This is a genomic window from Xanthomonas sp. WHRI 6106 (assembly GCF_040202405.1).
Taxonomy (GTDB): Bacteria; Pseudomonadota; Gammaproteobacteria; order Xanthomonadales; family Xanthomonadaceae; genus Xanthomonas; species Xanthomonas cannabis.
On record NZ_JBEGFC010000015.1, the window covers coordinates 17,329 to 37,459 of the forward strand.

General features: G+C 66.5%; 16 protein-coding genes and 1 other RNA gene. 3 read left to right on the forward strand and 14 right to left on the reverse strand.

The window, feature by feature from the left end; all coding sequences use genetic code 11:
• Window positions 1-34: 34 nt before the first annotated feature.
• The 7 genes from gspG to ABQZ09_RS18370 form a co-directional block, all read right to left on the reverse strand.
• Entirely contained in the window at window positions 35-499 is a 465-nt protein-coding gene (gene gspG / locus ABQZ09_RS18340) for a type II secretion system major pseudopilin GspG (protein WP_349777583.1), read from the reverse strand.
• 27 nt (window positions 500-526) lie between these two features.
• On the reverse strand, window positions 527-1,729 hold the full coding sequence (gspF, locus tag ABQZ09_RS18345) for a type II secretion system inner membrane protein GspF (protein ID WP_349777584.1): 1,203 nt from the start codon (window positions 1,727-1,729) through the stop codon (window positions 527-529).
• On the reverse strand, window positions 1,716-3,203 hold the full coding sequence (gspE, locus tag ABQZ09_RS18350; RefSeq protein WP_349777585.1) for a type II secretion system ATPase GspE: 1,488 nt from the start codon (window positions 3,201-3,203) through the stop codon (window positions 1,716-1,718). Before gspE ends, gspF begins: the two co-directional genes overlap by 14 nt.
• A 4-nt stretch (window positions 3,204-3,207) precedes the next feature.
• Window positions 3,208-5,295, reverse strand: a complete 2,088-nt coding sequence (gene gspD, locus ABQZ09_RS18355; RefSeq protein ID WP_349777586.1) for a type II secretion system secretin GspD — start codon at window positions 5,293-5,295, stop codon at window positions 3,208-3,210.
• On the reverse strand, window positions 5,292-6,107 hold the full coding sequence (locus ABQZ09_RS18360; protein ID WP_349777587.1) for a type II secretion system protein N: 816 nt from the start codon (window positions 6,105-6,107) through the stop codon (window positions 5,292-5,294). The genes gspD and ABQZ09_RS18360 overlap by 4 nt, the downstream gene beginning before the upstream one ends.
• Before the next feature lie 158 nt (window positions 6,108-6,265).
• Window positions 6,266-8,914, reverse strand: a complete 2,649-nt coding sequence (locus tag ABQZ09_RS18365) for a TonB-dependent receptor domain-containing protein (protein ID WP_349777588.1) — start codon at window positions 8,912-8,914, stop codon at window positions 6,266-6,268.
• 77 nt (window positions 8,915-8,991) lie between these two features.
• Window positions 8,992-10,464, reverse strand: coding sequence for a beta-helix domain-containing protein (locus ABQZ09_RS18370; RefSeq protein ID WP_166743848.1), 1,473 nt, complete (start codon window positions 10,462-10,464; stop codon window positions 8,992-8,994).
• A 187-nt stretch (window positions 10,465-10,651) separates the two neighbouring features.
• Between ABQZ09_RS18370 and ABQZ09_RS18375 the strand changes: the two genes are divergently transcribed.
• Window positions 10,652-11,512 carry a 2OG-Fe(II) oxygenase gene (locus ABQZ09_RS18375; RefSeq protein ID WP_349777589.1) on the forward strand — a complete coding sequence of 287 codons (861 nt, stop codon included), beginning with the start codon at window positions 10,652-10,654 and terminating at the stop codon, window positions 11,510-11,512.
• A gap of 870 nt (window positions 11,513-12,382) precedes the next feature.
• Here the strand turns inward: ABQZ09_RS18375 and ABQZ09_RS18380 are convergent.
• Window positions 12,383-12,796, reverse strand: coding sequence for a VanZ family protein (locus ABQZ09_RS18380; protein ID WP_047697142.1), 414 nt, complete (start codon window positions 12,794-12,796; stop codon window positions 12,383-12,385).
• Window positions 12,784-14,037 (reverse strand): class I SAM-dependent methyltransferase, encoded by a 1,254-nt coding sequence (locus tag ABQZ09_RS18385; protein ID WP_184389875.1) that lies wholly within the window; start codon window positions 14,035-14,037, stop codon window positions 12,784-12,786. Before ABQZ09_RS18385 ends, ABQZ09_RS18380 begins: the two co-directional genes overlap by 13 nt.
• Here ABQZ09_RS18385 and ABQZ09_RS18390 point away from each other — a divergent pair.
• Entirely contained in the window at window positions 14,036-14,773 is a 738-nt protein-coding gene (locus ABQZ09_RS18390; protein WP_349777590.1) for a pteridine reductase, read from the forward strand. The genes ABQZ09_RS18385 and ABQZ09_RS18390 overlap by 2 nt on opposite strands.
• Window positions 14,774-14,833: 60 nt before the next feature.
• Window positions 14,834-14,905: non-coding RNA, sX9 sRNA (locus tag ABQZ09_RS18395), on the forward strand.
• A gap of 133 nt (window positions 14,906-15,038) precedes the next feature.
• Here ABQZ09_RS18395 and folK read toward each other — a convergent pair.
• The 5 genes from folK to ABQZ09_RS18420 form a co-directional block, all read right to left on the reverse strand.
• Window positions 15,039-15,554, reverse strand: a complete 516-nt coding sequence (folK, locus tag ABQZ09_RS18400; protein WP_349777591.1) for a 2-amino-4-hydroxy-6-hydroxymethyldihydropteridine diphosphokinase — start codon at window positions 15,552-15,554, stop codon at window positions 15,039-15,041.
• 89 nt (window positions 15,555-15,643) lie between these two features.
• Window positions 15,644-17,146 (reverse strand): ATP-binding response regulator, encoded by a 1,503-nt coding sequence (locus ABQZ09_RS18405; RefSeq protein ID WP_039404378.1) that lies wholly within the window; start codon window positions 17,144-17,146, stop codon window positions 15,644-15,646.
• Between the two features lie 3 nt (window positions 17,147-17,149).
• Window positions 17,150-17,590: a response regulator gene (locus tag ABQZ09_RS18410; RefSeq protein WP_039404375.1), complete on the reverse strand. Its 441-nt coding sequence runs from the start codon at window positions 17,588-17,590 to the stop codon at window positions 17,150-17,152.
• On the reverse strand, window positions 17,587-19,398 hold the full coding sequence (locus ABQZ09_RS18415; RefSeq protein WP_039404373.1) for a sensor histidine kinase: 1,812 nt from the start codon (window positions 19,396-19,398) through the stop codon (window positions 17,587-17,589). The genes ABQZ09_RS18410 and ABQZ09_RS18415 overlap by 4 nt, the downstream gene beginning before the upstream one ends.
• A 286-nt stretch (window positions 19,399-19,684) precedes the next feature.
• Complete coding sequence (locus ABQZ09_RS18420; RefSeq protein ID WP_047697150.1) at window positions 19,685-20,074, reverse strand: BON domain-containing protein; 390 nt, start codon at window positions 20,072-20,074, stop codon at window positions 19,685-19,687.
• Window positions 20,075-20,131: the final 57 nt, after the last annotated feature.

The window sequence follows — 20,131 nt, forward strand, 5'->3', positions numbered from 1 at the left end:
ATGCTCGCTGTGCAGTGGCAGGCACTGTCGGCACTCAGCGCCAGTTGCCGATATCGGCGTTGTCGGCGTCGCCGCCCTCTGCACCATCGGCGCCAAACGAGTAGACGTCGAAGCCGCCGTTGCGGCCCAGGCGGCGGTATTGATAAGCGTGGCCCCACGGGTCTTCCGGCAGCCGGCGGATATAGCCGCCCTGCCGATAACGCTCCGGCCGGGTCAGGCCGCTCGGCGCGGTGAGCAAGGCCTGCAGGCCCTGTTCGGTGCTCGGGTAGCTGAGGTTGTCCAGCCGATAGGTTTCCAGTGCCTGTTCCAGCACCGCCACGTCGGCGCGCGCCTTTTCCACCATCGCGCGGTCCTGGCTGGGCATCACGTTGATCATCACCACGGTGGCGAGCAGGCCGATGATGACGATGACCACCATCAGCTCGACCAGGGTGAAGCCACGCGCACGCTTGCGTGAGGTAAGCGCGTCGATGCGTTCACGGCATTGAATGGGCTGCATGAGGATCTCCGTAAGAAGCGGCCGCGCTCAACCAAGCGCGAGGGTGTTGAATTGCAGGATGGGCAACAGGATCGACAGCACGATGACCGCCACCACCCCGCCCAGCAGCACGATGATGGCCGGCTCCAGCAGGCTCATCGTGGCGGTGGTGAACGACTCGAATTCGCGTTCCAGATAATCGGCGGCGCGCTCCAGCATCGGCGCCAGGCGCCCGCTGTTCTCACCGCTGGAGGCCATGTACAGCAACGTCGGTGGAAACACCCCCGCGCGCTTCATCGCCGCGGCCAGGCTGCCGCCTTCGCGGATCGCGGTGACCATGCTGTCGGTAGCCAGCCGCAACGCACGGTTGTCCACGGTGCGCGCGGCAATCATCAGGCCCTCCATCAACGGCAGGCCGCTGTTGACCATGATCGCCAGCGTGCGTGCCATGCGCGCGGCGTGCAGATCGCGGATCAGCCGGCCCAGCAGGGGCGCACGCAAGAGCGCGCGGTCCGCTGCCAGGCGCAGCGCCGGGCGTTTGAGCATGTGCAACGCGGCCATCGCCGCAACCACCAGCGCAAGGAGTAACGGGATACCTGCATGCAGCAGAAACTGCGACACGCCGATCACCGCACGCGTCAGCCAGGGCAAGGCGCGGCCCATCGAATCGAACTGGTCCACCACCTTGGGCACCACAAAGGTCATCAGCACGATCACCACCGCACCGGCCGTCAATGCAAGTGCGGCGGGATAGACCAGTGCAGACTGCAACTTGCTGCGGACCTGCGCCTGGCGTTCGAGCAGGTCGGCCAGGCGTTCCAGTACCTGCGGCAAGGCGCCCGCGCTTTCGCCGGCGGCCACCATCGCGCGATACAACGCGGGAAACGCCTTGCCCTGGCGTGCCATCGCATCGGACAGGCGAAACCCTTCGACCACCAGGCCATGCGTCTGGCTGGTGACCCGGCGCACGCCGCGGCGTTCGGACTGGGTGCCGATGGTGCGCAGGGCTTCTTCCAGTGGCGCGGTTTCCACCAGGGTGGAGAGCTGGCGGGTGAACAACACCAGGTCCTTGCCGCTGAAGCGTGCTGCGCGCACGGCCGTGCCGGCGGTCGCTGCGGCCGCTTCCACGCGCACGGGCACCCATTGCCGCTGCTCCAGCTGCGCACGCGCACTGTGCACGCTGTCGGCGCTGATCACGCCGTGCCGGTTGCGCCCCTGCAGATCGAGCACGGTGTAATCAAACTGCGGCATGCGCGTCGTCCTGCTGACGGGTCACACGCAGCGCTTCTTCCAGCGTGGTCATGCCTTGCAACACGGCGGCGCGTGCGGCATCGCCCAGCCGCGGCGCACGCGCAAAGGCCACCGCCGCCAGCGCGTCTTCGTCGGCGTTGTCGCCGATCAGGCGACGCATCGCATCGTCCACCGCGATGGCTTCGTAGATGCCTACGCGCCCGGCGTAGCCGCTGTGGTGGCAGACGCTGCAGCCCACGGCTGTGTAGATCAATGCGTCGGCAGGCGCATCCAGTAGTTGGCGCGTACCCGCGTCGATCGTGCGCTCGCAGCGGCAGTGCGGGCACAAGCGCCGCACCAGCCGCTGCGCCAGGATCAGCCGCAGGCTCGATGCCAGCAGGAATGGTTCGATGCCCATGTCGCGCAGGCGCGTGACCGCCCCCACCGCGTCGTTGGTGTGCACGGTGGAGAGCACCAGATGGCCGGTGAGGCTGGCCTGCACCGCGATCTGTGCGGTCTCGGTGTCGCGGATCTCGCCGATCATCACCACGTCCGGGTCCTGGCGCAGGATGGCGCGCAGGCCGGCGGCGAAGGTCATGCCCACGCGTGCGTTGACCTGGGTCTGGCCGACGCCATCGATGGCGTATTCCACCGGGTCTTCGACAGTGAGGATGTTGCGCGAGCCATCGTTGAGCAGGCTCAGCGCTGCATACAGCGTGGTGGTCTTGCCCGAACCGGTAGGACCGGTGACCAGCACGATGCCGTTGGGCACCTGCAAGGCGCGCTGCACGGTGTGCATTACCGCCGGCGGCATGCCCAGCTGCGCCAGCGACAGCGTGCCCTGTTCCTTGTCCAGAATACGCAGCACCACCCGCTCGCTACCGCGCGTGGGCAAGGTGGAGACGCGCACGTCCAGTGCCTTGGCGCCCATCACCAGCGACACGCGGCCATCCTGCGGGACGCGTTTTTCGGCGATGTCCAGCCGCGCCATCACCTTGACCCGCGACACCAGCAGCGGCGCGATGCGCCCGGGCAAGGTGGCCGCTTCGCGCATCACCCCATCCACGCGCAGGCGCACCCGCAGGCGCGATTCGTAGGATTCCAGATGCACGTCGGAGGCGCCCAGGCGCGCGGCCTCGGCGATGATGCCGTTGATCAGGCGGATGATCGGCGCATCGTCCTGGCTGTCGAGCAAATCGGCGGTGGGGATGTCGTCGATCAACGAATCCAGGCTGCCGTGCAGGTCCAGCGCCTCGACCTGCACGCCCTGCTCCAGCCCGGCATCGGCGTAGATCTCCGACACGTGCCGGTCGAACACCGATGGCGCCAGCGTGCGCACCTGCAATGGCATGCCCAGCGCACGCCGCAATTCGACCAAGGCCTGCACATCGCCGCCTTCGCGCAGGCCGATCTGCGCGGCAGTGTCGCTGCCAAGCAACACCACGCCGTGGCGCTTGGCGAACGCGTACGAAATGCTGGCGCGTGCAGTGGTCATGGCATCAGCGCTGCGCGGGACGTGCAGCGGGCACAGGCGTGGGTGCCGGTGTCCGCTTCGGCACGACCGACGATGGGCCGGCCGGCAACTGCGGCGGCTGTGCCCGCAAGTAGTCGCGCACCAACGCATCGAGCGCCGCCTCGGGATCGCCATCGGCCAGCTGCCGATCGCGCAGGTAGTTGTAACGCGGTGCGGTCATGCGCTGCGCATCGGCGGCATCGCGGATGATGGTGGGGCGTATGAACACCATCAGGTTGGTCTTGTCGCGGTTGCGCGACCTGTGCCGGAACAACGCACCCAGGCCGGGCACGTCGCCCAGCAAGGGCACCTTCTCCACGGTCTGGCGGTCGTTCTGGTCCAGCAGGCCGCCGAGCGCGACGATGGCGCCGTTCTCCACCACCACGCGCGTTTCGATCTGGCGCTTGTTGAACACCAGCTCCGAGGACTGCGCGCTGACCGGCCCAGCGATGGCCGAGACTTCCTGCTTGATCGCCAGGGTGATGCCACCGGCGGTGTTGATCTGCGGGCGCACTTCCAGCTCCACGCCCACGTCCTGGCGCTGGATGGTGCGGAACGGGTTGTCGTTGGCCGCACCCAGCACTTCACCGGTGGTGATCGGCACTTCCTGGCCGACCAGGATGCGTGCCTGTTCGTTGTCCAGGGTCATGATCGACGGGGTGGACAACAGGTTGGAGCCGGTGTCGCTCTTGACCGCATCGATGATCATGCCGAACACCGCATCGTTGCTTTGCCCGGCCAGCCCGATCAAACCGCCGCTCAGGCCCAGCAGCGATTGCGCGGCCACATTGCGCGCCTGTTCCAGCACCGAATCGTCATCGGCATTGCCGCTGCGGGTACCGGCGGCCGCAGCGGCCAGCGGCACGATGCCCGGCGACGCGCCGCTGTACTGCGTGGCGATCAACGGCACGGTGCCGTTGCGGCCGGCCAGCAGCAGCTGCACGCCCAGGCGCTTGGCAGCGGTGTCGGAGATCTCCACCACGATCGCCTCGACCAGCACCTGCTCGCGATGCACGTCCAATTGGCGGATCACGTCCATCAAGGCGCGCTGCGTTTCCGGGTCGGCATTGATGATCAGCGCATTGGAACCGGGGTAGCGCACGATCACCGGGCGCTTGCCAGCGGCCGGGGTGATCACCTGCGTCTGCGCGGCGCCGGTGGCGGCGGCAGCCACATCCACCGCAGTGGGGCGCGTGTCCTGCCCCGGCTGCGCCTCATTACCCGGGGTCTGCCCGACCAGTTGCTGCAACACCGGCAGCAATTGCTCGGCGCTGGCGTGCTGCAGCCGCACCACACTGACATCGCCACGACGTTCCGCGCGTCCGTCCAGGTCCACTGCGGTGCGCACCACCCGCTGCACCAGTGCGGGATCACCACGCACGATCAACGAGTTGCTGCTGTCCACCGGCAGCACCGACAGCACATTGCTGCGCTCGCCGCCTTGCCCGAACAGCGTGGTCAGGGTGCGCGCCAGTTCCTGCGCCGAGCTGTTGCGCAACGTCACCGTATCGATGGCCGCGCGGTCGGTATCGATCTGCGCCACCAGGGTGCGGATGCGGCGCAGGTTATCGGCGTAGTCGGCAATCAACAGGCTGTTGCCTTGCGGCATCGCCATGATGACCCCGCCGCGCCCGATCAGCGGCTTGAGGATTTCCGCGGCACTGCGCGCATCCACGCGCTGCAGGGTGAACACCTGCGTCGCGAACCCCAGATTGCCATCGGCCGCACTGCCGGGCTGTTGCGCGGCGGTGTCGTCGGGAATGATGCGGTAGGTCGCCGGCCCGCTGGACACCGCAATCAAGCCATTGGCACGCAGCACCGCCAGCAGCATGCCCAGCAGATCGGCCTCGGACATCGCCTGCGCACGCGCCACGTTCACCGTGCCCTGCACGCGCGTGTCCACGATGAAGGTGATGCCGGTGGCACGCGACACATCCTGGATGAAGGCACGCAGGTCCACATCCTGCAGGCGCACGGCCGGCGCATCGGCAGCGCGCAGCGATACGACCGGCATGGCGGGAAGCGCGAGCAACAAGGTGGCCGTCATCAGCCAGAGGGGACGAACGGCACTCATTGCGGGCGCTTCAGGGTCATGGTGTGGGTCTGGCCGTTGCGGCGGTAGGTCAGCGTGGCCGCCTGACCATCGCGTAGTTCGTCCTGCAGCTCGCGCAGGTGTTCGGCATCGAGGGTGCGGCCGTTGATCTGGGTCAGGACGTCGCCGGCGGCCAGGCCGGCCTGTCGCAGCAATGCCCCATCACCGCGCGGCATGAGCGTGTAGCCGCTGCCGTCCTCGCTTGCGCGTAAGCCGGCGGAGCTCAGCAACTGCTGCGGGTCCACGGCGGCGGCGGCGGATGCGTGGGTGGCGTTGCCCACGTTCGACATCACCGCAGCGGCCGTGCCTGCTGTCGTCGTGCCCGCTACCGGTGTCGTCGAGGCGGGCACCTGCGGCGCAGCGTCGATCAACCCCAGCCGGCGCACGCCGCTGCCGGTGCGCAGCAGCACATGGTCGGCAGCGATCGCCTGCACCACCACACCGGGCACCACCGCATCGCCGACCCGGTAGGCGCCCTGTCTGCCGTCGCCGCGACTGAGATAGGCGGCCGCGTGCGTGTCGCCGGCGCGCACGCCATGCAGCACGATCCCATCGCTGCTGGCGTCGCCGACGTTGCGATAGAACACGTCGCGGCCAAGCGCAGACAGATCCAATGTCGCCTCGATGGCGGGCGCTCGCGTGCCCAACGGGCCGATCGGCGTGACCACCAGCCACACCAGGCGCAGCGCCTGTACCGCCAGCAGGAGGGCCAGCGCGCAGACCACGGCGGTGCGTACACCACGCAGCGACATGACGGCATTCAAGGGGGGTAATACGCGCTGCAAAGCAGACATCCGTCTCAGGATTGCGAACGGATGACAGAATGCGGCAGCAATGTGTCAGTTCGAAGAAAGCGATGACACAGGCCGGCACAGGCCGACGTGCGGCAGAACGCCAACGCCCGCCGTGCGTGGCACGACGGGCGTTTGCGGTGACGGACGCGTGCGACGGCTCAGAAGCGCGCGGTCACACTGATGTCATAACTGATGCCGGGCTGATAGGTGTACAGGTCCACCCGGTTGCTGCCCAGCTTTTGATACTCCTGGTACTTGGTCTTGAGCAGATTGCGTGCGGCAATGTTCACCGACAACGTATCGCCCGACCACACCAGGCCTTTCTTGATCACCAGATCCAGCGATGTGCCGGGCTTGTCGATGTAATCCGGCTGGCCGGGGCGGCCACGCGCCGATACCCGCTCGCCCACGTAATTGGCGATCAACGTGGCCTGGCTGTGCGTGCTCTCGCTTTCCACGCCGATCTGCAGATTGGCGATGTCATCCGATTGCCCCTGCAGTGCGGAGCCATCACGAATGAACAGGTTGGCCTGCACCGGTGCGCTGAAGCCGAACGGCTGCACCGTGTCGCCGGCGCTGGCGCTTACCTCCGAGGTGGTACGCGTGTAATTGCCGGACACGAACACGCGCTTGTCGCCCCACCAGTCCGCGGCGATCGGCAGGTCCAGGTACTTCTTGGCCTCCAGCTCCACACCGTATAGCGTGGCCTTGGGCGCATTGATGAAGCTCTGCACGATGCCGCCGCCGGGCGCGTCGTTGACGATGGCTTCGATCGGCTTGTCGATGTCCTTGTAGAAGGCGCCGATGGTGACGTACTGGCCCGGCTCGAAGAACCACTCGTAGCGCGCATCCAGATTGACCAGCTCGCTGTCCACCAGGAACGGGTTGCCGAAGAACTGGCGGTCGATATCCGGGTCCAGATACTGCTGCGGCGCCATTTCGCGGAACTGCGGCCGCGCAATGGTCTTGGATGCACCGAAGCGCAGCTGCTGGTTCTCGGCAAGATTCCAGGTCACCGTCACCGAGGGCAGCGCGTAGCTGTTCTGCAGCGGCGCCACGCTGTCCTGCCGCGTGCCGGTGAAGATGTCGTACGGATGCACCGCCTGGGTGGCGTCCTCGTAACGCACGCCCACGGTGGCCCGCAGGGTCGGCACGATCTCGCCTTCGGCCTGCAGGTACGCCGCCTTCACCTTCAAGGTGGCGTCGTAGGCGGCCGCACCGAAACTGCCGGTGGTCTCGCGCAGCCGCAGTAGGTCGTTGCTGAGGTTGTAGTCGGAGAGCAGATAGTCCACGCGCTGATACTGGTTCAGGAACGGCAGCGGGCCATCCAGCGCCAGGAAACGGAATTCGCGGCTCCACGCGCTGCGGTCGTTGTCCAGATACGCCAGGCCGCCCTTGATGGTGAGGTCGTGCTCGATCGGCAGGCGCCAGGTGATATCCACACCACCGCTGGCCACGGTGTCATCGACCTTGCTGAAGCGCGTGTAGTTCTGCACGCGCGACGCATCGTGCGCCCAGTAGCCATCCAGCAACTCGTAGCGGATGCCGGTCTCGTAGGGCACATCGCGGCTTGCATTGGCCACTGCGGCGCGCCATTCGATCTCGAGGTCATCGTATTCGCCGAACGCATGCGAGCCGAGCAGCTGGTTGTTGATCAGCTGGCGCTCGTACCACTCGGTGTTGTCGTCGCGCACATCGAAACCTGCCAGCTCATCGCGGCCGGCACGGCTGCGCGCCACCTTCAGTGCGTCGTGCACATACAAGGTGGTCCAGCCGATCTTGTGGCGCCCGTATTCCCAGCCCAGCCCCAGCATGCCGTTGCTGCGCACGTTGTTGCGGGTGGTGGCGAAATCGTAGTTGGAATTGAACTCCACGCTGTCGCCGACAAAGATGCCGTCCTGCTGCTTGCCGGTCCGCGTGCGCCATTCGTTGTCGTAGCTGGCAACGGCGACGATGCCCAGCTTGGCCTCGCCCACGTCCATGCTGTAGCCGGCGCTGCCGCCCACGTTGACGTCCGGGGCGATGCTGTCCTTTTCCTGCAGCACATACAGGTTGGCGTCGTTCATGCTGCGCCCGATGCGGCGGATGTCCTCGCGCGAGAAATTCCCCAGGTCCACGCGGCGCCCACTGCCGATCGCATCGCGCAACGCGCCCGGCTGCTTGCGCGTGCCATCATCAAAGCCCCACTCGTCGTCGCCGGAGCCGTAATACGTCAGGCCCTTCTCGCCGGTACTGACGCTATTGGCGCCGCCGCCCACGGTGAGCGACAGGAACGGCTTGTCCGGGACCGTCATCGACTGCAGATCGATCACGCCACCGCCGAATTCACCGGGGTAATCGGCCGAATAGGTCTTCTGCACGGTCACGCTTTGCAGCACGTCGCTGGGGAACAGGTCCAGCGGCACCACGCGCTGCATTGGCTCGGGGCTGGGCAACGGCGAGCCGTTGAACAGCGCCGACGAATAGCGCTCGCCCAGGCCGCGCACATACACATACTTGCCGCGCGACAGGCTCAGCCCGGTGACGCGCGTCAACGCCACCGCCGCGCTGCTGTCGCCGGTGCGCTCCATGTCCTCGCGGGTGACGAACGAGGCCACTTCGGAGGTCTGCAGCATCGGTTCGGGAATGTACTCGCCGCGCACCACGACCTGGTCGAGTTGCTTGGGCGCAATGGCGGCACTGGAACTGCTGCCGCCGGCAGCATCGCTGGTGGTCGACTGCGCCAGTGCGGCGCCGGACATCAGCAAGGTGGAAATGGAAAGAGACAGGCCCGTCCGCGAGAGACGGGCAACAGTGGAGGTTCGCATCGTGGGAGCCCTGGCAACAGAAAGATGAAGCGGGACGCATCGCGCGGCGGCGTCGGGCCGCCGCGCAAGGCCGTGCCTCAGCAGGGACGATCGGCGGTCAGGCCGCAGGTCCAGCCTTGCCACCAGGTGTCGTTGGCATCGCGCACGCCGCCGATGTAGTTCACCTGCTGGAAGAAGCTGCTCACCCCGTTCAAGCCCTGGAACGCCGGTACCGCGGTTTCGTTGGCGCCATTGATGAAGGTGTTCTGCAGCGTGGACACGCCGTTGGCAACGTTGTTGGTGCCGGCTGCAAACTGGCTGGCTGCACGTGCATCGCTGCCGAATGCGGTCGGGCAGGCGAAGAACACCGAGTGGAAGGTGCCGGCGGTGTCGGCGTCAGCCATGTTCAGGCACACCAGGCCATCGCCGGTGCCGCCGGCCGGACGGGTGAACACCGAGTTGTAGAACGCTGCCTGGGTGCCCTGGTTGAGCATGATCGCCGCACCGGCGCGCGCATTGCCCACATAGGTGAAGTTGGCCACCTTCGGGCGCGAATACGGCTGGCGGCGCAGGCTGCTCCACTCGTTCATGCGGTCGCCGCCACCGGCGCGCTGCACCACGATGCCGTACTGCAGGGCGCCGCTCCAGCCGGCATCGGTATCCAGCGAATCGTCGTCGGCGCCGGTGATCACGATGTGGCTGCCGTTGACGGTGCCACCGAACCATTCGATGCCGTCGTCGGAGCTGTTGTGGATCTGCACGTAATCCAGGCGCGTGCCGCTGCCCACGCCGGCCAGGGTGATGCCCTGCAGCTCGTTGTTGGGCGAGATTTCAAAGCCCGAATACATCACGCGCAGGTAGCGTAGCGACCCGCTGTTGTCGGTGGCGCTGTTACCGCCGTAGAACGCGTTGGTGCCCTCGACCTGCGCCTGGCACTCCGGAGTGCCCGACACGGTGGTGCCCGGGCAGTTGTTGATCGCCGCACGCCCCAGCACCACGATGCCGCCCCACAGGCCGATGGTGTTGGCGCTCACCGTGCCATCCAGCGCCTGGCGCGCAGTGAACACGATCGGTGCGGTGGCGCTGCCTTCGGCAAAGATCTGCGAGCCGCGGTTGACCACGATGTAGTCGCTACCGGCAGAACCGTACAGGGTCACGCCCGGTTCGATGGTCAGGATGCCCTGCGTGCTGCCGGCCGCTGGCGCGGTGGCGTTGCCGCCGCGATCGGTGCCGACGTTGACACGCCCGCTGATCGAATACGCCGTGCCTGCACGGGCCGGCACCACCAGATTGCCGGTGATGGTCTCCGGCAACTGGCACGAGCGCAGCGTGTTGTTGGCGATGGTGCCCACGTTGGAAAAGCCGGTCGGGCAATCCGCGGCCGGGCCGGTCGGTGTGGGTGCAGGCGTCGGTGCAGGCGTGGGCGCCGGCGTCGGTGCGGGCGCCGGTGCGGGCGGAAACGCGCCTTCGCCCGGCGACGCGACACGGTCGGCACCGCCACCGCAGGCAGACAATGCCAGCGCGGTCCCGAACGTCATGAGAAGTGTCTTGCTGCTATTGCGAACGGACATGCGGCTGATCTCCAGGTCAAAAGGTCCGGTATGAAGAGGAGTCGTCAAGAATTGGTTGCGTTCCGCTCACTGCAGTGGCGAGCACGTTCAAGATCCCCGTCACCGTTATAGGGGGCGTCTGTTGCATTTGTCTTACCACGACACATTTGACACACCACTGACACAGCTCGGCATGCACTGTGGCGGGATGACATCCCTCCCGATTGCTCCAGCATTGGCCGACTGGATCGTTGCGCAGGCCGTGGCCGGCCACCCACCCGAGCAAGCGCTACAGCCATTGCTCGATCAGGGCTGGAACGAGCAGGACGCCGTCGATGCAGTCGAGACGCTGGTGCGCGCCCATATCCAGCAACACGCACAGGCAAACGGTCTGCCCTTGCCGGTGCGCGTACCCGCACTGCTGCAACACGACGATGCATCGCTACTGGATCTGGGCGACCGTCAGGTGCGCGTACTGATCAGCCTGCTGCTGCCGCGCGTGGTGGTGCTGGAGAAGTTCCTGTCCGATGCCGAATGCGATGCACTGATCGCACTCGCACAACCGCACCTGGTGCGCTCACGTACGGTAGACAACCGCAACGGCGCGCAGATCGTGCATGCCGCACGCACCAGCCACAGCATGTGCCTGCAGCTGGGCCAGGATGCACTTTGCCGAAGCATCGAAGCGCGCATCTCGCGCCTGCTCGATTGGCCAGTGGACCACGGCGAAGGCCTGCAGGTGTTGCGCTACGTCACCGGTGCGGAATATCAGCCGCACTACGATTACTTCGACCCCGACGCCGCGGGCACGCCGGTGTTGCTGCAGGCCGGCGGTCAACGCGTCGCGTCGTTGGTGATGTACCTCAACACACCCGAACGCGGTGGTGCCACCCGCTTCCCCGATGTGCATCTGGACGTTGCGGCAGTGAAAGGTAACGCAGTGTTTTTCAGCTACGACCGCCCGCACCCGATGACGCGTAGCCTGCATGCCGGCGCCCCCGTATTGGCCGGCGAAAAGTGGGTGGCAACGAAGTGGTTGCGCGAGCGCCCGGTACGCATGCCCGTCTGACAACGACAAGCACTCCGTATGCGGTCGCCATGGGACTGCTGCGGTGCCGACGACTTGTCCAGAGGATGAGATCAGCTCCCCGGCGAAGGCACCGCGTCACGCCACTTGTCGATTGCTTGTCGAAACGCTGCGTACCGACTATCGCTACTGGTCCTTGCCCGCCCACCATCGCGGGACCCTTGGCGGCATGGACGCCGCCACGGAGCTACATGGACGTACTTGCAGCGTGTCACGCGATGGTGGGCGGGCAAGGGCCCTGCAGCGACGGCCCGAATGATCAGCTCTCCGCCTGATCTGGCCGTAGTGAACAATCAGGTTGAGACCCATGCGCTGTGCGCATCGTGATCGCTTGGCCTGTCTTCAAGTCTGGTCGAGGGCGCGGTGCCCTCACCGCTCGCGGGACACGCCGCAAGTACGTCCCTGTAGGCTCGGTGGCGGCATCCATGCCGCCACACGGTCCCGCAATCGGCGAGGACACCACGCCAGACAGTTGGTTGGTGGTTTTATTGAAAGCAAAGGCCACCGCATCGCCAGCCTGATCGTCGCTGGTTTATATCCATGCGGACCGACCAACTCGACTGGTCCTTGCCCGCCCACCGTCGCGGGACCCGTGGCGGCATGGATGCCGCCACGGAGCTACATGGATGTACTTGCAGCGTGTCCTGCGATGGTGGGCGGGCAAGGGCCCTGCAGCGACGGCGCGGACGATCAGCTCTCCGCCTGCTCTGTCCGTAGTGAACAATCAGGTTGAGACATGCGCTGTGCGCATCGTGATCCCCCGGCTCTTAAAGCATGGTCGAACGCGCCGCACCCTCACTGCCAGCAGGACACCCCATGAATCTGCGGCCCTGCCCATACCGTCTTGCAGAATCAGCGTGCACCAAACAGACGCTGATCCATTCGCAGCATCACCAAGCGCAGCGGCGTCCATGTCAGGCACAACCCGGCCAGGATGCCCAAGGTGTCGGCCAGCGCGTCATAGGGATCGGCACTGCGATTGGTGGTCAGTGCCCCCTGCGCAATCTCGATCCCGATCCCCAACAGCACCAACCCGAACGCCGCCAGCAACAGCGCCCGTCGCGTTGCGAACAACTGCACCGCCCCCCAGCACAACAGCGCAAAACTCAGGAAGTGTTCCGCTTTGTCGCTGTTGGACGGCAGCTCCGGAAATTCTGGCGGCGGCCCCAGGCACACCGCGATGAGAACGCCGATGGCCGCGACCCACAATCCTACCCACACGCGCGGCCGATGGAACGGCCGTAGCGCCGGGGTCACAGCCGCCACGTAAGATCGCCGGCCAGGAATGCAGGAGCGAAATCCACATCGCGCGAGAACCCCATCACCTGGAAGCGCTCGCCCATCTCGCTGGGCAAGGTCAGCCGCTTGATCTGCTCGCGCAGGCGCATGCGCCCCACGTCATCGGTGCGCGTCTCGGCCTGGGCCAGCAAGGCATCCAGCCCATTGCCCAGCAGGAAACTCGCCTGCGTGCAGTAGCCGGCCAACTCGAAACCGGCACCGGTGCCGGCCTCGGCCAATGCGGTGAAGTCCACCGACGCCGTCAGGTCCTGCAGACCTGGCCAGCGATACAGGTCTTCATGCATGCGATGGCGATAGAACGCCCGCAAGGTGCCGTCCTCGCGCTGCGCACGATAGAACTCGCCGCGCGGATAACCGTAATCGACAAACAGCATTGCACCGCGTTTCAGACCGCCGGCCACCGCCTGGATCCAGTACGGCAGCTGTGGCAGCAACTCGGAGCGGTACCCGTCGGCAAACGGCTGTTGCAGGTAGCGCTCGAGGTGGCGCACCGCCGCGCTCAACAACGCATCGGCCGGCTGCTCGCCACGTGCAAACTGCTGCTGCGCGTCCAGGACCACGGTTTCCTCGTAGACCTCGCCATCGCGCAACGCGAACCGCGGCGTCGGCAATGCATCGATCACCTCGTTGGCGAACAGCACGCCATCCCAATCGTCGGGGAATGGCGCATCCAGCCACTCGACCAGATCGAACACCGGCGGAATCAGGCTGCGGCCCAGGCGCTCGCGCTGCCGCTCGCGCAGGTCGGCGCTGGGCTCCAGGATCGCGTAGCGCTCGGGTAGCGCATCCAGCTCCAGCAACCGCTTGAGGGTGACTTCGGCAAACGCGCCGCTGCCGCCACCCACTTCCAGCACCCGCGCCTGCGGTCCGAGCTGCTGCAGCACCGGGGCCAGCGCACCGGAGACGGTGGCCGCGAACAACGGCCCAAGCTCGGGTGCGGTGACGAAATCACCAGCCTCGCCGAACTTGCTTGCGCCGGCGCTGTAATAGCCCAGGCCCGGCGCATACAGCGCCAGCTCCATGAAGCGCGAGAACGGAATCGCACCCCCAGCGGCCTGGATTTCGGCGCGCAGGTGCGCGGCCAACTGGTCGCTGTGCGCCAGCGCGTCCGAATCGGGAGTGGGAAGGTCGGCGTGCATGCGGGCACCGGTTGCGGGGACAATGCACAGGATAGCCGAGCCCTCTGCAACGCCGAGCGAGTACGCCATGACAGACAGTTCCAAGGTGGTGTTGATCACCGGTGCAGCCCGCCGCATCGGCGCGCAGATCGCCACCACGCTGCACGCAGCCGGCTACCGCGTGGCCTTGCATGCGCACCACTCCGGCCAGGCGCTGGACGCACGCGTGACCGAACTGTGCGCACAACGCGCCGACAGTGCGCACGCCCTATCTGCGGATCTGCGCCTGCCACAGGCCCCTGCCCAGTTGGTGGCCGAGTGCATCGATGCGTTCGGTCGCCTGGATGCGGTGGTCAACAACGCCTCGGCGTTTTTCCCCACCGTCCTGGGCGAGGCCACGCCGGAGCAGTGGGACGCGCTGTTCGCGGTCAATGCGCGTGCGCCGTTCTTCATTGCCCAGGCCGCCGCGGCGCAGCTGCGCCGGCACCATGGCGCCATCGTCAACCTCACCGACCTGCACGCGCAGCAGCCGATGCGCAACCACCCCCTGTATGGCGCCTCCAAGAGCGCACTGGAGATGCTCACCCGCTCGCTGGCGCTGGAGCTGGCGCCCCAGGTGCGCGTCAATGCGGTGGCGCCCGGCGCGATCCTGTGGCCGGAAGAAGGCAAGCCCTCCGATGCCAAGCAGGCGCTGCTGGCCCGCACCCCGCTGGCGCGCATCGGCACGCCGGAAGAAGTTGCCGAGGCCGTACGCTGGCTGCTGGACGACGCCGGTTTCATCACCGGCCACACCTTGCATGTGGATGGCGGCCGTCAGCTCAGTTAGAGCGGCCAGCACCACGACTGCACAGCTGCCAGGCGCGCGCGGCCGCTGCCCGGGATCGGCATGTGCCGCTCGCGCCGGTTCATGCGCGCCGACCGCGCCCACACCCGACACTGCTCGCTACGGTTGTCGGCCGCTCTTGGGGGGCTTGCGTGCCTGCACGCGCGGCTGCGACGCCGGCCACCTTCGCCAGTCACAGGGCATCCACGCGATCGCCCTGCGCTGCACGCAACTGCCGTGGCGCAGTGACGCCGGTCGGGCGGCGGCGCTACTGCGCGATATCGGCCGTCGCCGCTGCGGGCTCCAGGTCCACCGTGATGAAGGCAGCGCCGTACTGCGCATGCGCCTGCCAGAGCGCGGCCAGCGTCCGCCCGCTCAATGGATCGACGAAGTCCGGCGCGATGTCGGCCAGCGGCTTCAGCACGAACGCGTGCTTGAGCTCGGGGCGCGGGATGCGCAGCTGGCCCGGGCCTTCGATGATGCAATCGCCGAAGAACACCACGTCCACATCCAGGGTACGGTCGCTGAAGCGTGGCCCGCTGCGATCGCGGCCGTGCGCGTCTTCCAGCGCATGCAACCAGTGATCGAGCGCATGCAGCTCCAGATCGGTCTGCAGCGCCACGGCGTTGTTGACGAAATCCGGCCCGTCGAAGCCCACGGCCGGCGTGCGATATGCCGGGGATACCGCGAGCGGGCCAAAGCGCGCGCGCAAGGCCGCCACGGCCAAGCGCAGGTAATGAGTCGGCTGGACATTGCTGCCGAGGCTGAGAAGCACGGTGGTCATGCGGTATTCGCGCATGCGGCCGGCGTCAGCGTCAACTGTTGCGGCATGCCGGCGGTGATCCGGCACGCACGCAGCGGACCGATGCGGCCTCAGGCCACTTCGAGCGCGTGCGCCACGGCACGGAACACGCGGCGCATCTCCAGCGGTTTGCGCAATACATGCACCGGGATATCCGGCGGAAAGTGCCCGCGCTGCAACGGCGCGCCCATGTCTTCCAGCACGATCGCCGGGCCCTGATACCCCAGCTCCTGCATGCTCAGCAGCACGCCCACCGCAGACAGCAGGATGATGTCGCTGTCGATGATCACCAGATCCGGCATTGCGTGCTGCTGCACCAGCTGCAGCGCGGCAGCGCCATCGGTGGCCAGCTGCGGCTGATAGCCCTGACTGGACAGGGCGTTGCCCAGCAGCGACAGGCGCGTGGCCTCGCCATCCACCAGCAGGATGCGCTGCCCGTGGCCCAGCGCGAGCGGCGGGTCAGCCTCGGCCGCCACGACTGCCGCCGCACGCATCGGCACGATCATGTCAAAGCGCGTGCCCTCGCCCAGGCGGCTGTCGACCTGAATGCTGCCGCCGTAGCTTTCCACGATGCGCTTGCACGAGATCAGGCCAAGCCCGGTGCCATCGGCCTTGGTGGTAAAGAACGGGCTGAACAGGCGAGCGCGGGTTTCGTCGCTCATGCCCACGCCGGTATCGGCCACGCTCATGCGGACGCGCGTGGCATCGTGCTGATCGGCCGCCAGAATCAAGGTGCCGCCGCCGGGCATCGCCTGGATCGCATTCAGGCCCAGATTGAGCAGGCACTGCTGCAACTCGGTGTAGTTGGCTTCGATGGTCAGGTCCGAGGCGATGCTGTCCATCTGCAGGCGCACCCCGTCGGGCAGGCTGCTCTTGAGCAGCATCTGCACGGCCTGGAACAGATTGGCGATGGACACCTGCTCGCGCGGCTTGTTGGAACCGCGCACGAACGAGAGCATCGACTCGGCCATCTCGTGGCCGCGCCGGCCGCACTCGGCCACCACATTGGCCAGCTGCCGCAACTGCGGGTCGTCGGTGCGCCCGGCCAGCAGGTCGGGCACGATCAGCAACGGCTGCAGGATGTTGCGCAGATCGTGGCTCAGGCCGGCCGCCAGCATCGCCAGGCTTTCCAGACGCTGCGCGCGCATCAACTCGCTCTCCACGCGCTGGCGTTCCAGATCGGCGCGCGCCTCGCGGATCGCGCGCACCACCGCACTCGGCAATCGCGTTGGGTTGTGCTTGATGATGTAGTCGTTGGCGCCATCCTGCAGCGCCTTGACCGCGGTCTCCTCGCCCATGGTGCCGGAGACGAAGATGAAGGGCGTGGCACCGTTCTGGCGCACCAACCGCAGCGCCTGGTGACCGGAAAACCCGGGCATGCTCAGGTCCGACAGCACGATGTCCGGCTGGAACGTATCCAGCGCGCTACGCAGCGAGGGCTCGCTGTCCACGCGCTCGAACGCCGCATCGATGCCGGCATCGAGCAACTGATCGGACAACAGCTCGGCATCTTCCGGTGAATCTTCCACCAGAAGGATCTTCAGCTGCTCCAGATTGCCACCCTCATGCGGCATGGCTCAGTCCAGCTCCGGTGCCTGGTTGATCACCGCCCAGAAGGTCCCGAGCGTCTTGACCGCGTTGAAGAACTGGTCGACATCCACCGGCTTGACCACATAGGCATTGACACCCAGGTCCCAGCTGCGCGCCAGGTCGCTCTCTTCGCGCGAAGACGACAGGATCACCACCGGCAGGCGCTTGAGTGTCTCGTCGCTGCGCACCTGCTTGAGCACTTCCAGCCCGTCCAGGCGCGGCATCTTGATGTCCAGCAGCAACACCGCCGGCAGGCCTTCCTCGCGATCGGCGAAGGCGCCACGGCGCAGCAGGTAATCCATCGCTTCCACGCCGTCCTCGACGTGCACGATGGGGTTGGCCAGACGGGCTTCGCGCAAGGCGTCGACCGCCATTTCCGCATCGGCCGGGCTGTCTTCTGCCAGAAGAATGGTACGAATGGCGGTCATTCGGTGAACTCTTGGTTGGGCGCTTCGAGCGCAGGGGGAAGCACGAAATAAAACGTGGCACCTTCATCGACGATGCCTTCGGCCCAGATGCGGCCGCCATGGCGCGTCAGCACGCGCCGCACGCTGGCCAGACCGATGCCGGTGCCGGCGTACTCGCTGGCCTTGTGCAACCGCTGGAACACGCCGAACAGCTTGGCGCTGTACTCCATGTCGAAGCCGGCACCGTTGTCGCGCACGCTGAACTGATGGCCACCATCGGCCATCGGCGTATAGGTGACCTCGATCTTGGCCACCTCGCGCTTGGCGCTGTATTTGACGGCGTTGCCCAGCAGGTTCATCCATAGCTGACGCATCATGTTTTCGTCGGCCACCAGCACCGGCAGCGGCGCAATCTGCCAGTCCACACGGTGGCCGGTATTCTCGCTCTGCAGGTTGGAATCCAGGATCGCGCGGGTTTCGGCGACCAGCGATTGCATGTCCACCGCCTGCAGCCGCAACGCACTGCGGCCCAGGCGCGAATACACCAGCAGGTCGTCGATCAGCGAGGCCATGCGCCGCGCCGAGGAGCTGATCACTTCCATGTAATGGCGCGATTTTTCGTCGGCTGCATCGCCCAGGTGGCGCGCCAGCTTGTCCGAGAAACCGGCCACGTGCCGCAACGGCGCGCGCAGGTCGTGCGAGACCGAATAGCTGAAGGCTTCCAGCTCGCGGTTGACCTCCGAGACCTGCTCCACCTTGCCTTCCATCTGCCGGTTGAGCTCCTGGATGCGCAGCTGCGACGCCTTCTGCAGGCTGATATCGCTGACCGTCATCAGCACCACGTCCTCTTCGGCGGTGTCGGGCAACGGCATGCGCCGCGCGTTGATCAGCATGGTGCGCAACACGCCATCGGCGCCGCGCTGCTCATGCTCGAAATCCCACAGCTCGCGGCCGCGCAGCAACACATCGGCCAGCCGCTGGTGGATCTGCGGATCGCGCCACGCGCCCTCGCCCACCTCGTCCAATGCCATCAATTCGTTGCCGCGATCCTCCAGGCCATACAGCTCGGCGAAGGCCGGATTGTGCAGCACGATGCGCTGGCTGGCATCCAGCAACACGATCGGCTCGCGCACGGTCTGCAGCACCGAACTGGCACGGCCGTTGGCGCGCAGGTATTCCTGCTCGGCCGCCAGGCGGCGACGGATCTGCCGCTGCAGCAGCCAGATCACCGTGGCCAGCAACAGCAGCTGCACCGCCAGCGCGGCCCAGCTCAACACTGCGTAATGCAGGCGCTCGGTCTCGGCGCGCGCATTGCGCAAGGTCAGCAAGCGTCCCTCGGCGACCTGCACCTCGTCGATCAGCACGCGGATCGGGTTGCTCAGCGTCATCTCGTTGATCAGCGCGCGGATCTGCTCCGGCGAGGTGGTCACCGCGATGCGCTCGGCCAGCACCATCCGCCGCTCGATCGTGCTCTGGATCCGTCCGAGGCGCACCTGCTGCGCAGGATTGTCTTTGGTCAGTTCGATCAGACGCTGCACTGCAGCGAAGGCTTCGCTGCGCCCACGGCGCATGCGCTCCAGCAGCGCCGGGCGCTCGACGCCGTGCGACCGCATCAGTGCAGCCGACTCGGCGTTGCGCATCGCCGCCTCCAGGCGCTGCGCGTTTTCCTGCACATCCTGGCTATGCGATACCCACACCGCCGCCTGATTGGCGTTGTGCGCCATCTGCTGCAACAGCAGCGACGGCACCACGACGATCAGGCACACGGCGACCGCCAATGAAGGCAGGCGCCAGCGATCCCATCTGTCTGCTTGGACCGTTGTCTGCATTGCCAGGTCTGTCTTCGCTCGCTGCGTGTGCCCGGGACCAGCCGGCATTGTCTCCGATTGCGCCCCGAATGAGATTAACGATTCAGCAAATCAGCTACCGTCGTGACATAGCTGAATGGGCATATCATACGTGCAGTAAATGTGAAAACTGCGAGAGTGTCCGGTAGCGCTGCAGCTTCCCCGACGCCGGCAGCAAGGCAACAAAAAGGCGCACTCCTGGGGAGTGCGCCTGGTGCTCGGTCCCGCCGCCTCGCCTCGGCCGGCCCGGCATTTGCAGCGGCGGCGCTTACTTCTTCGCAGCGGTGACCTTCAGGCCGGTCGACTTGACGCTCTTGACGCCTTCGATGCCCTTGGCCACGGCCACGGCCTTGTCGTGCTCGGCCTGGGTGGCCACCGTGCCGGTCAGGGTCACGATGCCGTTCTTGGTCTCGACCTTGACGTCGGTGCCCGACACATTGTCGGTAGCGAGCAGGTCGGCCTTGACCTTGGTGGTGATCCAGGTGTCGGTCACCGGCTTCTTGGACTCGTTGATGTTGTCGGCAGCATGGTCCTTGGTGGCGTGATCCTTATGCGCACCCATGTCCTGCGGTGCGGCGAACGCCTGCGAGGCGCCCAGGGTCAGGCCGAGCGACAGCGCCACTGCCAGCAGCTTGCGTGCATGCATCATGTTCTTCATCCGAGACGCTCCTGTTGAATGTGCATGGAGCTTGCGGTGGCGCTCGTCGAGCAGACG